Origin of the sequence: Pantoea sp. S18, from assembly GCF_045689705.1 — a bacterium.
Taxonomy (GTDB): Bacteria; Pseudomonadota; Gammaproteobacteria; order Enterobacterales; family Enterobacteriaceae; genus Pantoea; species Pantoea symbiotica.
In genome coordinates, this window is sequence record NZ_CP142690.1 from 37938 (window position 1) to 51417 (window position 13480).

General features: G+C 49.8%; 15 protein-coding genes and 1 pseudogene. 7 read left to right on the forward strand and 9 right to left on the reverse strand.

The genetic code is table 11. The annotated features are described in order from the left end of the window. Positions 1-118: 118 nt before the first annotated feature. Entirely contained in the window at positions 119-1900 is a 1782-nt protein-coding gene (locus VIJ98_RS24620; protein WP_323276147.1) for a thiamine pyrophosphate-requiring protein, read from the reverse strand. A 466-nt stretch (positions 1901-2366) separates the two neighbouring features. Between VIJ98_RS24620 and VIJ98_RS24625 the strand changes: the two genes are divergently transcribed. Next, positions 2367-2603: a hypothetical protein gene (locus VIJ98_RS24625; protein ID WP_323275953.1), complete on the forward strand. Its 237-nt coding sequence runs from the start codon at positions 2367-2369 to the stop codon at positions 2601-2603. A gap of 481 nt (positions 2604-3084) precedes the next feature. Further along, positions 3085-3573: a nicotinamide-nucleotide amidohydrolase family protein gene (locus tag VIJ98_RS24630; RefSeq protein WP_323275955.1), complete on the forward strand. Its 489-nt coding sequence runs from the start codon at positions 3085-3087 to the stop codon at positions 3571-3573. Positions 3574-3760: 187 nt separating this feature from the next. Here VIJ98_RS24630 and VIJ98_RS24635 read toward each other — a convergent pair whose 3' ends face one another. The 8 genes and pseudogenes from VIJ98_RS24635 to VIJ98_RS24670 all read right to left on the reverse strand — a co-directional run bounded on the left by VIJ98_RS24635 (position 3761) and on the right by VIJ98_RS24670 (position 10013). Further along, entirely contained in the window at positions 3761-3982 is a 222-nt protein-coding gene (locus VIJ98_RS24635) for a hypothetical protein (RefSeq protein ID WP_323275957.1), read from the reverse strand. A 56-nt stretch (positions 3983-4038) separates the two neighbouring features. Continuing rightward, positions 4039-4944, reverse strand: coding sequence for a manganese catalase family protein (locus VIJ98_RS24640; RefSeq protein ID WP_323275959.1), 906 nt, complete (start codon positions 4942-4944; stop codon positions 4039-4041). A 69-nt stretch (positions 4945-5013) separates the two neighbouring features. Next, positions 5014-5523, reverse strand: coding sequence for a DUF892 family protein (locus VIJ98_RS24645; RefSeq protein ID WP_323276149.1), 510 nt, complete (start codon positions 5521-5523; stop codon positions 5014-5016). A 164-nt stretch (positions 5524-5687) separates the two neighbouring features. Then, a complete protein-coding gene (locus tag VIJ98_RS24650; protein ID WP_323275961.1) occupies positions 5688-6161 on the reverse strand; it encodes a ferritin-like domain-containing protein in 474 nt (157 codons plus the stop codon). A 260-nt stretch (positions 6162-6421) separates the two neighbouring features. Next, positions 6422-6586, reverse strand: a complete 165-nt coding sequence (locus VIJ98_RS24655) for a general stress protein (protein ID WP_323275964.1) — start codon at positions 6584-6586, stop codon at positions 6422-6424. A 341-nt stretch (positions 6587-6927) separates the two neighbouring features. After that, positions 6928-8121, reverse strand: a complete 1194-nt coding sequence (locus VIJ98_RS24660; RefSeq protein WP_323275966.1) for a zinc-dependent alcohol dehydrogenase — start codon at positions 8119-8121, stop codon at positions 6928-6930. A 164-nt stretch (positions 8122-8285) separates the two neighbouring features. Beyond that, positions 8286-9186 (reverse strand): annotated as a pseudogene (locus VIJ98_RS24665) (SDR family oxidoreductase). A 224-nt stretch (positions 9187-9410) separates the two neighbouring features. After that, complete coding sequence (locus tag VIJ98_RS24670; RefSeq protein ID WP_323275968.1) at positions 9411-10013, reverse strand: DUF2913 family protein; 603 nt, start codon at positions 10011-10013, stop codon at positions 9411-9413. A gap of 227 nt (positions 10014-10240) precedes the next feature. Between VIJ98_RS24670 and VIJ98_RS24675 the strand changes: the two genes are divergently transcribed. The 5 genes from VIJ98_RS24675 to VIJ98_RS24695 all read left to right on the forward strand — a co-directional run bounded on the left by VIJ98_RS24675 (position 10241) and on the right by VIJ98_RS24695 (position 13017). Beyond that, positions 10241-10840, forward strand: coding sequence for a hypothetical protein (locus tag VIJ98_RS24675; protein WP_323275970.1), 600 nt, complete (start codon positions 10241-10243; stop codon positions 10838-10840). Positions 10841-10852: 12 nt separating this feature from the next. Then, positions 10853-11302, forward strand: a complete 450-nt coding sequence (locus VIJ98_RS24680) for a YetF domain-containing protein (protein ID WP_323275973.1) — start codon at positions 10853-10855, stop codon at positions 11300-11302. Between the two features lie 165 nt (positions 11303-11467). After that, entirely contained in the window at positions 11468-11689 is a 222-nt protein-coding gene (locus VIJ98_RS24685; protein ID WP_407330541.1) for a hypothetical protein, read from the forward strand. Positions 11690-12509: 820 nt separating this feature from the next. Continuing rightward, positions 12510-12680 carry a general stress protein gene (locus VIJ98_RS24690; protein ID WP_323275977.1) on the forward strand — a complete coding sequence of 57 codons (171 nt, stop codon included), beginning with the start codon at positions 12510-12512 and terminating at the stop codon, positions 12678-12680. A 121-nt stretch (positions 12681-12801) separates the two neighbouring features. Next, positions 12802-13017: a hypothetical protein gene (locus VIJ98_RS24695; RefSeq protein ID WP_323275979.1), complete on the forward strand. Its 216-nt coding sequence runs from the start codon at positions 12802-12804 to the stop codon at positions 13015-13017. The last annotated feature ends 463 nt before the right edge of the window (positions 13018-13480 follow it).

Here is a 13480-nt window from a genome sequence, read left to right on the forward strand (position 1 = left end):
AGTGTCACTATGGGAACAGTCAGGCGGAGGGGCGTGGTGAATGATTCTGCTCAGGGTAAGAGACAATAATTTCAACTTGTCCGGAAGCGTTCACCTCAGGACAAATTACGATTGCCGGTTACCCTTTTTTTGCAAACAGCTGACTGGCCGTATCTTTGATCACCTGCTTTGCCCCGCGGTCACCTTTTGCCATAGATGTCATAAAGGCTTTCGCCTGTTTGAAAGTAATGTGTGGCGGAAGAGGCGCAACTTCCGGGTCGGTTTTTACTTCAAGTACCACAGGACGGTCAGCGCTTAACGCACGCTGCCAGGCACTGGCCAGCTGCTCAGGGTCATCAACATAGATGCCTGTCAGCCCCAGAGACGCTGCAAATTCGGCATATTTTACTTCCGGCAGCTGCTGCGTGGCATCAAAGCGGGGATCCCCTTCCATTACGCGTTGCTCCCAGGTGACCTGATTGAGGTCCTGATTATTAAACACGCATACAATCAGTCGCCCATCAGACCACTGCTGCCAGTATTTCTGTATGGTGATCAACTCCGCCATGTTATTCATTTGCATGGCTCCGTCCCCCACCAGAGCGACTACCGGACGTTCCGGATGCGCAAACTTCGCCGCGATAGCGTAGGGGACCGCGGCCCCCATGCAGGCAAGGCCGCCTGAAAGCGTTGCACGCTGCCCCTGCTTGACGCGGTAGTCGCGTGCAAACCAGTTAGCGCATGATCCCGAGTCAGACGTCACGATCGCATTGTCCGGAAGCTGCGGTGACATTTCCCATACCACCCGCTGTGGATTCACAGGGCTGGCAGGCGCGAGCGCACGTTCCTCCATCTGCTTCCACCAGGCCTGAACCTGCACGGCGATATTCTCCTGCCAGCTGCGGTCCTCTTTATGCGTCAGTAATGGCAACAGTGCGCGAAGCGTTTCTTTCGCATCTCCGTGAAGATTGACCTCACAGGGATAGCGCAGCCCGAGCATGGCGGGATCGATATCAATCTGGACAGCCCGCACCTGCCCTTCTTCAGGCAGAAACTCCGTCCAGGGAAACCCGCTGCCAATCATGAAGAGGGTATCGCAGTTCTGCATTAGCTCCCAGGAGGGCCGGGTGCCGAGTAAACCAATGGAGCCTGTGACAAAAGGCGCATCGTCCGGCAGAACGTCTTTTCCGAGCAGGGCTTTAGCCACACCCGCCCCCAGGATATTTGCTGCCTGTACCACTTCTACCGCCGCATTGCGCGCGCCCGACCCTATCAGGATCGCAACCTTCTTCCCTGCGTTCAGTATCTCTGCTGCGCGCGCCAGATCGGCCTCATAGGGGATCACCTTAGGACGCTGATATCCACTACCTGAATGCGTGAAGCCATGAACATGCTGCGGTGGCTGCCATTCTTCATCCTGTATGTCTTTAGGGATGATAAGGACTGCCACACCGTTCTGCGCTTTAGCAATCCGCACGCCGCGATCGATCAGATGACGTACCTGAGCGGGCGTTGCCGCTTCCTGGACGAAGTTAGCCACATCTGAAAATACCCGGTCCAGATTCATCTCCTGCTGGTAGCTTGCCCCTCTGGCCGTTGCCTCCGCCTGGCCAGCTATCGCCAGTACGGGGGCATGATCCATTTTTGCATCGTACAGCCCGGTGAGGAGGTGGGTTGCGCCGGGGCCGCCGGTAGACAGGCAAACGCCCATTTCACCGGTCAGTTTGGCATGACCGGCAGCCATAAAGGCTGCCATTTCTTCATGGCGAACCTGAATAAACTCAATGCCTTCCCCTTTTTTATTTGCGCGCTGAATTGCTCCCAGCACGCCGTTGATGCCGTCACCTGGATAGCCATAAATGCGCGTCACGCCCCACTCTCTCAGGCGCTGAACGAAAAAGTCACTGGTTTTCATATTCATCATTGCCGTCCCATTGTCGATGTTGCGAACTAAAAGGATAGCAAGGGCGCCTGAAAACGGCTCCGGCCGTTGGTTTTGGCGTCAGGGCGTTAACGAAAGTAAATACGTGGATACCGCGGCCGCTGACCGTCTGCGCAGGAAAAATCAGGATTTCTGAACCGTCCAGCTCAACTGGAAGGATATGACCTGTTTAACGAAATTGATCTTCTTAAGGCGGTCTTTTATCTGCGGACAATGCGCATAATGTCATGGCAAAATGATCCCGCATCATGCGCGAGCATGAAACCAAAAAAACACTTCTCACGCACTGGATGCGCGTAGTGACTTGCTTTCTGACTGCCGGAAGCAATTAGAGCTCAGTTGCCTGAGTAAAGGTGGGGTAAAAAGGCTTTCAGAAACCATGAAAGGACAAATTATGGTAAGGGTAGATTAGCCTGCTCAGGGCAGTTCTACAGGACATTCAGTATTGCCTTTTAAACCGCAGCAGATTGTTGGCACCGGTTTCTGTCAGCTTGCCGCCGTTACGGTATTTTTTCCTGATAGCGTTACGTCTGCCGTTTTGAGCATCTGCCGCACGTTAATCGGTGAAAGTGAGAACGACCGTTTTATTAACAGCTGCCGGGAAGAGTTGGAACGGTATTTACTGATGGGCACAGGCTACTCACCCATGCAATATGGGCAAAGTGATACATCTGAACTGTAACGGCGAGCCAGATTCATAGCCTGGTAATTCTGGTAAACTGATCCCAGAAAAATTCTCCGTATGCCGTCAGTAAGATGTAAGCACCCCTGTCTATGCACCGCCATATCTCCGGCACTGTTATAAACCAGATAGCAGTAAAATGATTTATCCATAGCTGCCTCTGCGAGATTAAGTTGCACGGCCTGTCTATGAGTATAGGTAGAGGATAATATAAAAGTTAAGCGGCTTAGTTTTGTTAAGGTAATCTGAACTTAGAAATTTTCAGAAAACGAGAAAGATCCGCTATTCAGGTACCCTTCTGGAATTATCTGCTCGCCGTCACTGTCCGTTTTTTTGCCTTTAACCGTAATTAAGATCCCCTGTTATGCAATCATGCTCGTTTCAGATTGCGCCTTAAAACATGAAACCCTTCTATACTCCACTGTAATTCGTGGTTTTTCTTCACGCGAAGGATGCGATTATCATCATGCGGGGAAACAAAATGGATGAGGAACTCACGGGGCTCGCCAGTCAGCTGGGCGCAATATTGATCCATAAAGGATTAAGTGTGACCACAGCTGAATCTTGTACCTCAGGGTGGGTAGGCGCATCATTAGCTGCCGTGAATGAGAGTAGCCGTTTTTATACCAGCGGCTTCATTACTTACAGTGACCGCTCCAAACAGCGCGTCCTGGGCGTCAGCTTGACCACTCTGAACAGGTATAGTGCTGTAAGCGAAGCCGCTGTCAGTGAAATGGCCTGCGGAGCAAAAAAAATCACGGGTGACGACATTGGCCTGGCCGTTAGCGGTTACGCCGGACCGCAGGGGGGAGACGACGGGACGCCTGCGGGGACGATCTGGTTTGCGTGGTGTCTGCAAGATGAGAGCGTTCGTACCTGCAAGCGCGTGTTTGACGGAGAGGCGGAGGAAGTTGTTCGCAAAGCGGTAAAATTCAGCCTCTGCGAACTTTCCAGGCTGCTGGAAGAATAACATTTAAGGTAACCGGCAGTACGCAGTGGCAGCACCACCCCGGACTGATCTGATGTTCCCATACCCTCATCCCTGCTTATATGTAGCCTCTGTAATGGGAGGCTTCATTCGGATAAGTGATGTATCACTTACCACCACAACGGCCGTAGTCAGGCGTATTTATCCCTGATTTCCTGCCCGCTTACCGCTACTTAATTCCTGTATTCCCCGGACGGACGTTGCAGAGCGTAGCCACGTGGCGGGCAAAGTCTTCCTGCACTTCCGGGCAATAAATGTTTACCGATGAACCGCCATCTTCATTGATGAGGACCCGTTCTTCTTCCTGTTCAGGCGTCTGCAGATCGCCTCGTGACATTCCACTGACCAGCGTCTCAGGACTGCTGAACAAATATCTGATGATGCTGAGCACACTTTTCCCTCGTAATGCGCGGCCCGGGAAATGCCGGGCCGTTATTTCTCAGGTGACTATTTTTTGGAAGGGCGTTCAGATGCCGCTTCATTTTCAATCGGCGGGACGGCGCCGATATCCGCTCCTGTCACCGGGTTGACCTGCGGATCGGAAGCCGTTCGTGCCGCAAGAGCCTCTACGGCCGCCTTCTGCCCGGCGGAAAGCTTAACGCTCGCCGTTCCGTCACCGCCATCCACGGCGGGCGCCGGATCGGCGACATACGTGAAGTTCTCGTCAGAGTTCCAGCTTCCCCGGACCTCGCCGCCTTCAGACATGTTGTAATAGACGTTCGCATATTTTTCAATCGGCGGCAGTTTGCCCGGCGGGAAACTGTTCTGAATGGAATAAAGCGCCTTTTCAAAGGAAATCTGATGTGCCACTTCGCGTGTCATCAGGAAACCCAGCGCATCCTTTACACCCGGGTCGTCGGTCATATTAATCAGGCGCTCATACAGTATCTTGGCGCGCGCTTCAGCTGCGATATTTGAGCGTAGATCAGCAGTCACTTCACCAATGGTATCAATGTAGGCGGCGGTCCACGGCACGCCGGCGGAGTTAGTGAGGGCCGGGCCTCCGCCGTATAAAAGTGCGGTCAGGTGGCTGTCGTTGCCGTTACCGGTAATGGAACGGTACAAATCACCTTCTTTTTCGGTGCCTTCAGCCAGTTCGCCTTTTGCTCCTTTATTAAGCATTCCGACCAGCGAGCCGATGATCTCCAGATGACTCAGTTCTTCAGTGGCGATATCCATCAGCATATCCTTGCGCCCCGGATCTTCGTCGCTCAGGCCCTGCGTGAAATAGCGGCATGCAGCAGCCAGCTCACCCTGCGGGCCACCGAATTGCTCTAGCAACAGATTAGCGAGTCCTGGATTAGGCCCCGCAACGCGAACCGTGTACTGCAGTTGTTTGACATGTCTGAACATAGCTCACTCCCGTTTCCGGTATTTTACGAACGAAAAAATGCCCGCATCAGGCGGGCATAGAGGATGTTGTTATTTTTTAGCTTCCACGCCTGGCGTGGCTGATCGAATCATAAACTGCTCCGTTACGTCAGGAAGATGCTGCAGGCACCATTCAGCCATGGCGATCTCCTGCTCGCGGATCTGAGTAAAGATCCGAACCCCTTCCGAATCACCGACCAGCTTAGCGGCGGCAATCAGGGACGTATAACTCCCAATTTCGAGATTCTCAAAGACGTAACCGCTGATGGCCCCTTTAACAACCTCATCATCCGCCATCATGCCGCCCATCGCCTGCCCCATGGCCGATAACTTGCCTATCGCGTCCTTAAAGGTGGAGCTCGAAGTGTCGTAGCGCTCAATGACGGACTCAACCAGTGCCTGCTGCTCACGGGTTTCCTCAATATGCTGATCGATGCGCGCCTTGAGATCCGGATAATGCTCCAGTCGTCCGGACATTTTTTCCAGCATGCTTTCCGCCTGCTTTTCCATCGCGTGAGCATCTTTTACCCAGGCAAGATAGTTTTCTTCATGCGTCATGATGTACTCCTCAGATTAACGTTATCCCACTGGACCGGACTCGCGTCTTATTCAGGGTCTGCGGACCTGATTACTTCCCTAAGCCCTACACAGACTGGACGGCGTATTTATTCACAGGACCTGTTGAGCGAGTTCAGGCGATGACAAGAGCGTGATGCTTTAAGCGGTTATTTCTGCTCGGCAATGATTGTTAGTTTTTCGTCGGTGGCCTTCTCTTCCTGCAGCGTTTCAGCCAGCAGGCGTGCAGCCTCTTTGTAACCGAGCTTTGTGGCCAGCGCATGCAGCGTACCGTAGGTGGCAATTTCATAGTGCTCAACCTTCTGCGCAGCACCGATCAAACCCGCATCGCGCACGGGGCCCGCTTCAACGGAATCGATAATCTCCTGAGCTTCTTCCGCAAGCCCTTCAAGGGCGTGACACTTCATACGTTTGATCCGCACGCCTTCTGTGCTTTCCACTAGCTGATCAATCCTTTCAATCTGACCGCGGGTTTCTTCAAGGTGCTGCTCAAATGCGGCAATCAGTTTTTCATCCGTAGCTGCTCTGGCCATTTTCGGCAAGGCGCGGGTTATTTGCTTTTCTGCACTGTAGATATCTGACAGGTCGTGAATAAATAAATCTTCCAGCGTTTTAATCGTCATAATGATCTCCGAAGATGTAGGGGTAACATGTCTTAGTATTATTTAGCATCATGATAGATCTTAGATGAATATTTGAAATGCGGAAGATTGTCAGGAGGAAAATAATTGATTAGGAATAATCTTAAGAGGTGAATTAACTTATTATGAATTAAAGAAAATGCGCTTCCGGAAATATTTTAAACCTGCCTCACCATTCGGTGAGCCAGGTTTTGAGCTTCAGCAACTCAGGGCCGCTGAACGGCATTCCCTTGCGTTACCGCCTAGCTGCGGTGACTGTTCTGTCCACCTTTCTTACCGGCTTCAGAAGCCTTTTCGCGGTCGTTCTGGAAGTTACCGCCTCGGTGCTGCCCGCCTTTTTTTCCGGCTTCAGAAGCTTTTTCACGGTCTTCGGCAAAGTTGCCGGAATTGCCACGATGCTGAGTCATAATAATATCCTCTTCGTGTTAGAATTTAACACCGGACTGAATACGCCATATTTTTCAGAAAGCAGCCCGATGCGCGTTCTGCAAGATAAATACTAGCAACCAATACAGGAGTTGCAAATAATTTTAAAAAAATCAGATATGGTCAGTCATCAAATATATCACGCTTCGTTAATATCAGATTAATGTTTTATAATGGTTTCATTTATATCATCTGTAACATTCTGATTCGCGAAAATTAATTAAGTAAGCTCCTAACAAGGAAATCTTCAGACTAGACTGGGGGACAGACTAAGAGAATCAGTCCCCGCTCAACCTCCAGCGGGGAGACGGTCCTGTTTAATTCATACCGTTGCGCTGGCGGCAGGCATCCCCGGTACGAGTATCACTTTTCGGCATTCTTCCTGCCGTTTCTCAAATATTTCATAACCGCGGGCGGCGTCTTCAAGAGGCAGATGATGTGTGACAATCTCCTCCGGCCTGAGATGCCCCTGTTCAATCAGCGCCAGTAGATCCGGCAGATAAGCGTGAACGTGCGTTTGTCCCATTTTGAAGGTTAATCCCTTATCAAAGGCGTCGCCAAACATAAAGCCGTGAATGAACCCTGCATAGACGCCCGGCACGCTAACCGTTCCGCCACGACGAACGGCGGCAATACACTGACGCAGCGCTTTGCCACTGCTCCCTTCAATTTTCAGGTTTGTAAGGATGGTTTCAGTCATGCTCCCCTTCGCTTCAAAGCCCACCGCATCGATAACTGCATCGACGCCCCGGTTACCACGGGTATTTTCGATTATCCACGCTGCAGGATCGTCCACTTTGTCAAAATTGACGGGAATAACACCATAACGGTCCCGGGCAAAAGCCAGCCGGTAATCGTTATGGTCAATCATAAATATCTGTTCAGCGCCCTCAAGGCGTGCGCAGGCTGCGCTTAAAAGCCCCACAGGACCTGCGCCAAAGATGGCAACGCTTGAACCTTTCTTCACCTCTGCATTTTTAACCGCCTGCCAGGCCGTCGGCAGGATATCCGAGAGGAAAAGAACTTTTTCATCTGAAAGCGTGTCCGGAACCTTAAAAGGACCCGTATTCGCTTTGGGCACGCGCACATATTCCGCCTGCCCTCCAGGGATCCCTCCATAGAGATCACTATAGCCAAACAGCGCTGCTGGCGGGGTAATATTCTTGCGATTGAGGGCCGCGCCGTTTCCGCTGTTGGTTTTCTCGCAGGCTGCATACTGACTAAGGTGGCAGAAAAAACAGTCACCGCAGGCGATCACAAACGGGATAACCACGCGGTCCCCCTTCCTGACCGCCGTCACCGCCGTCCCAGCTTCGACAACCTCCCCCATAAACTCGTGGCCGAAAATATCGCCATGGTGGGTTCCCGGAATTTTACCCCGATAGAGATGAAGATCAGAGCCGCAGATTGCGGTAGCCGTTACGCGGAGAATAATATCATCAGAAGCCTGGATTTCCGGATCAGGCATGGTGTCTACGCTGACTTTATGTGGGCCATGGTAAGTAAGGGCTTTCATATTTTTGCAATCCTTTCTGAGGTATCCCTGCTGGCCCCGGACTGTGAGCGGAGTGTTTGCCGCTGAAGCCTGACGCATGGCTGCCTGAATACACAACGTTATCGATGGAATGCTCAGGCACCCTAACTGAGCCGCCTGAGCACCCGGAGGAAAAAGCTAAACCATTACGGCGTTCCGGTCCCACCGTCGCAACACCAGAACTGGCCGGAGATATAACTACTTTCGGTCAAGGCCAGCGTCACATTCATAGGGTCAAATTCGCTGGGCTGAGCCGGCCGTCCCAGCGGGGAGGATGATCCAAATTTTTCAATTTTTTTCCTGTGGTTGCCCACCATATAACTACAGGACCGTCCAGTATGTGCGCTACAGCGTTGATTCTTATGCCAGTCTGAACGAGCTGTTTGGCAAGCGATTTGGTAAACGCGACGATAGCCGCCTTGGTCTGGGGATAATCCATGAGAATTTCGCTGGGCTTGAATGCCTGAACGGAAGAGGTGTTAATTATTGATGCGTCACAGAAAAGATTTCCGAGCGACCCTTTGTTGATAATGAACATGCCGTAGAGATTCGTTTTAGACGTGGCGCCAAAATCCTTGGTGCAGAGATTGGTTACCGGCTCGCAAAACTGGTGACGCCCTGTGTTACTGGCAAGTATGTCAAGCTCACCCAGCGCGGTAGCAGCTTGACTGACCCATAATTTACAGAACGTCTCTTCGCGGATGTCGCCAGGGATCGTGACAACATTACCGTTCTCTGCCCGTATCAGTGCAACCACTTCCTGAGCATCTTCTTCGGCAGGAAGAGAGTTGATGACTACGTCCGCACCTTCGCGTGAAAACGCAATGGCAACTGCGCGTCCGATCCCTGAATTTCTGTACGTGATGAGCACCTTTCCGCCTGCGATAAGTCCGCTTCCCCTGTAGGATGCTTCACCGTGATTGGGACGCGGATTCATTGACTGGCCAAACCGGGAAAAGGCTGTTTTTTATGTTCGAAAGGTGGAACCGGATAAGCTTCTGCAGGAGAATGTGTATCTGAAGCGGGGATGCCGTTAGCCTTGTTCATTGAATTACTCCTGTGCTCTTATTGCCGATAAGTTAAGCATAGGTAGATATTCCAACTTATGACAAACGGCCGTTATATTTTGAGCCTTAGTAACTACCGGCTCGCTATAATAAGCGCAGCCACGAAAGTCATATTAAAGCGAACCGGAGAAATAATATCTTAATAATATTATTGATGGACGACCCGCATATTCGAGTCAAACGGAACAGTCATGCCTGTCAGCGTTACAGTCTGTTTGTTAACACATAGTGGCAATCATCCTTACTCTCAATGGCAGGTTCGGCCATAAGAAAGCAGTCCTCAGCAATCAGCTTAATGCCCTCCCAGGGCTGGCTCAGGCGAAGCGATAGAGGACGATTCATGCTTTCATCAACATCAAAGGCATTATTCAGCTCACTCTTACGCAGCCAGACCGTGGGGGCGGAATGATTACTTTTACCGATGTTCAGCCACTCTGCATCGCTGACGAGTCGATCCTGCCAGCCCATCCTTTTGACGGCATCAATGAAAAAGCTGAGACGGCGAAGGTCGCTTTGCTGCCGCGTTGCACCGGTGGCGGTATGCCAGATGTATTCCGCCTTGGCACGTAGTCCGGCTCGTGGCCCCCGGCGTTTCCCTTCTGCAATAAACCAGTCAATTTCAGCCGCAAGGGACTTGGGGAAGAGATGTCGTTTTCTGGCGTTTCCCAGCCAGCGCATAATGTGCATATGCTGCTGCATTTCTGAACGCGGGTTTTCCTGAAGATATAAAGACAGGGAGACGAGCAATGTCCATGCAAAATTAACGAGCTCCGGCGTTGGGCCATACTGACGTTTCTGTTTGCTCAAAACAGCGATCCCTCCATGTCCTTAATAAAAGCATGCCATTATTAATTGATAACCTCTTGTTTAGAAGGAATATATTGACCAACTGTACTTTATTAAGACATTTCTTAAAGGTGCCTCATCTACATTCAGACTTTTATAAAGTTAGGTAAACCTTTTCATGAAACTTATTAACTAAACTTGAGGTGCACTTCTCCCGGCACGGCAAACTGGAACTCAATGATACATCCTTGAATCGGAAAGCCGCGTTTACCGGGCTTATCCGGACTGTTTTTTTCAAAGCTCACTGGCAGCGCGGCTGGCAGTTGACTGAAGGGATGGCCCCGATGAATGATCGAAACGACGACAATACACCTGACCATATCAATGAAAACTACACGTGGATAAAGGTTGATAACAGCCTGAAAAAATGGGGGACGCTGATACTAATTCTCATTGTACTGTCTGGGGTGGCAGGCGTTTTTTCGAAGGGATACCTGAGTAAAGGATATGCCCGGGATGTGAGCACTCGTATTGAATATGAGCGTTTTGGCAGGGTGATCAGTAATATGGATATGAAAATCATCTTTGCGCCTTCCGATCAGGAAATATCCCGCGTCACGCTTGGGGGTGATTTTATGGATAATTTCGAGGTGCTCACCCTACATCCTCAGCCCTTCCGGGCTTACAGTGACGGAAAAAAACTTATTCTTGAATATCATCTGATAAAACCGATACGGGAACAAACCCTCTGGCTTGGCGTGCAGCCACGCACAGCTGGCGCGGGACGCACGCTTGTCACTGTCGACGGGAATAAGCCCATCTCATTCTTTCAGCTCGTTTATCCCTGACAGGAGCAAAAAATGGAAACCGTTTTTCGCGCGATAGGCATTTACTGCGTTCTGTTAATCGTCTTTCGGATCGCGGGCAGAAGAGCGCTGCTTCAGATGACATCCTTTGATCTGATTCTGTTGCTGATAATAAGTGAAGCGACGCAGCAGGCCCTCCTGGGAGATGATTTTTCAGTTACCGGTGCCGCGCTGACGATAATCACGCTGATAGTTCTGGATATCATGCTTGGCTTTATCAAGAAGAAAACCCGCTGGGTTGATTTTCTGGTGGATGGTTCGGCGGTGATCCTTGTGGAAAATGGCAAGCCGCTGGAAGATAAATTAAGAAAAACCGGGATCACACTGGACGACATAATGGTCTCAGCTCGTACTAATCAGGGCGTTCATAAACTCGCGGATATAAAGTTCGCCATTCTGGAGAAAAATGGACATATTTCAGTTATCAGTAATGAATGTCAGTGAGGGTTAATCCCGACAAAAATAAATTCTTTATGCTCTGTGAACTTAGGGGAGGGGCAGTCTATCCTGCTGACGAATTTCCCGTTTCCGCTTGTGGTATCGACCAGGATTACTACCCTTAATAGTACGAAAATAATCGGCAAAATGTTATGGGTTTAGATGACAAAGATGACTGAAAAGACATACTGGAATAACGAACATAGCGCTTACCGCCCGGCAAGTGATGACGCCATTTTCGACCAAGGCTCCCAGTCGGATAAACACTTAAGGGTTGAAGAAGAAATCTGGGCTCTGTTCAGGGAACTAGATGCTGAGCCTGATGCTTCAAAGAGGAATTTAATACGTCAAAAAATCTGGGATATTGTCGAAAATGGCGGGTCTGGCTTTTAAACAATACTCTGATAGGGCCCGCTCACTTTCTGATTCGCTGCACACCTTTTATCAATTGCAATTATTAAAAGAATCCGCGCCCCAGTATTTTCCCACTCTCTACAGACGGTACGTGCTTAAATCGGATAGTTTTCATTTTTTTAACTCACTGTACCTTCAAGCACGTCGAAAACTTGTGATAAGCGGTCGCATAAGTTTTTTCCGAATCGAAATGCCTACTTAATTTTTAAATTTTTACGGCGCATAGAAAGCGATTTGCGTGTTTTAATCCCGCCACGCAACATGTAAATTACTGGAGGATATAGCCGATCCATTTGAAATTTTCCTGCGGCGTCGGCTTCATTATTGCTTAAATCCCCGTCAACTTTGTTATGTCCGCTACAGGAAACACTTTGCGAGACGGACAGTAGCTCTTCTGGCTAAAAGATTCCGTAAAAAAAATTCTGAACTTATGTTCCCTCCCAATGCCTTAGTTAATATGGAGAATCTTCTCTGTAACGAATTTCACCCGCGCTGAGCGGGTTTTTTTTTGACTCAAATTGCCTTCAGAGCCACCCGACTAACAAATTTTCTCACAGAGAACATTAGACATGTGGACGGTGACAGGATTTTCCCACCTGAAAGCTAACGCCATTACTAATGTATAACACTGCTTTAGTACCGTTTAATACTCGCCGCCGCAAATAAAATGCCCTACTGATTAATAAGAACATTCTTAAAACCTGTTAAACGAGGCGTTAATAATGCCTGCCAGACCGTTGTGGTTTCGCTCACCCGCTATTATTTATTTGCACTTAACGCAAACTAACGAGAGGTAGTTATGACGACGTACAGAGGCGGGGCTGGCAACTTTGCATCGGATCGTGAACGGGCTGCCGAAGCCGGCCGCAAGGGCGGAATGATGAGTGGCGGTAATTTCAGAAACGATCCGGAACGGGCAAGAGAAGCCGGACGCAAAGGCGGAAAAATAAGCCGGAGAACAAAAAGCTGAAACTCGGGGGCAGGTTCGCTTAAACAGGCGGTACTGCCCCTGGCACAATCTGAGACCGTATCTACAACATTGCGTTCTGAAGTTTGAGTGTAATTCAGCGTAAACAGTAATGAAATGCTATATGAAAAAAGCTAACAAACCACGAGATCAAACCATTGCCATTATGATTGGCTCCATGGTTAAGAAATTAATTGCACAAGGCCAGCCGGTCAACCGTAACAACATCCTCTATGAACTTGAAAAGGCTAAGACCACCTCGGCCGGACTTCCCGCGAAGGCGATGGCGCATGACGCGGCTGAACGCCTTCGTAAAGCGGGCACAAAAGCAGTGGGATAAAAGGTGATGTTCTGTCTGAGGAAACACAGCACTGCGCCCGATTATTCATCTTTTCTGCGCGATAGCCCTCAATAGTAAAATTCATGCGGGCATCAATGCATGAAATTACCGCCTCGGGAGGGTCGACTGCTCACTAAATATGATGCAGAACATGCTTCTTCAAGCGACGAAATGGCACCCAGACACGATTCTTTCAGGCATGAATCTGCAGTCGAAGCTGCCATAGCATAAAGCTCCTTCAGAATTTGTCCTAAAGAAACAGGTAGTTTCTGCGATAAAATCGTGAGCGCAGCTTCACCAATGATATGGTCGAACAAACCCGGATTACTATTCATAGTAGATTGATTCCATACTGTGTGAAAAGGAACTGGCTTTTGATTAACACTTAAAAAAAGGGGAAACATTATATTTATTAAACTGGTCAACCAGCAACACTATCGGTCCCGACATGCTGTCCCTACGG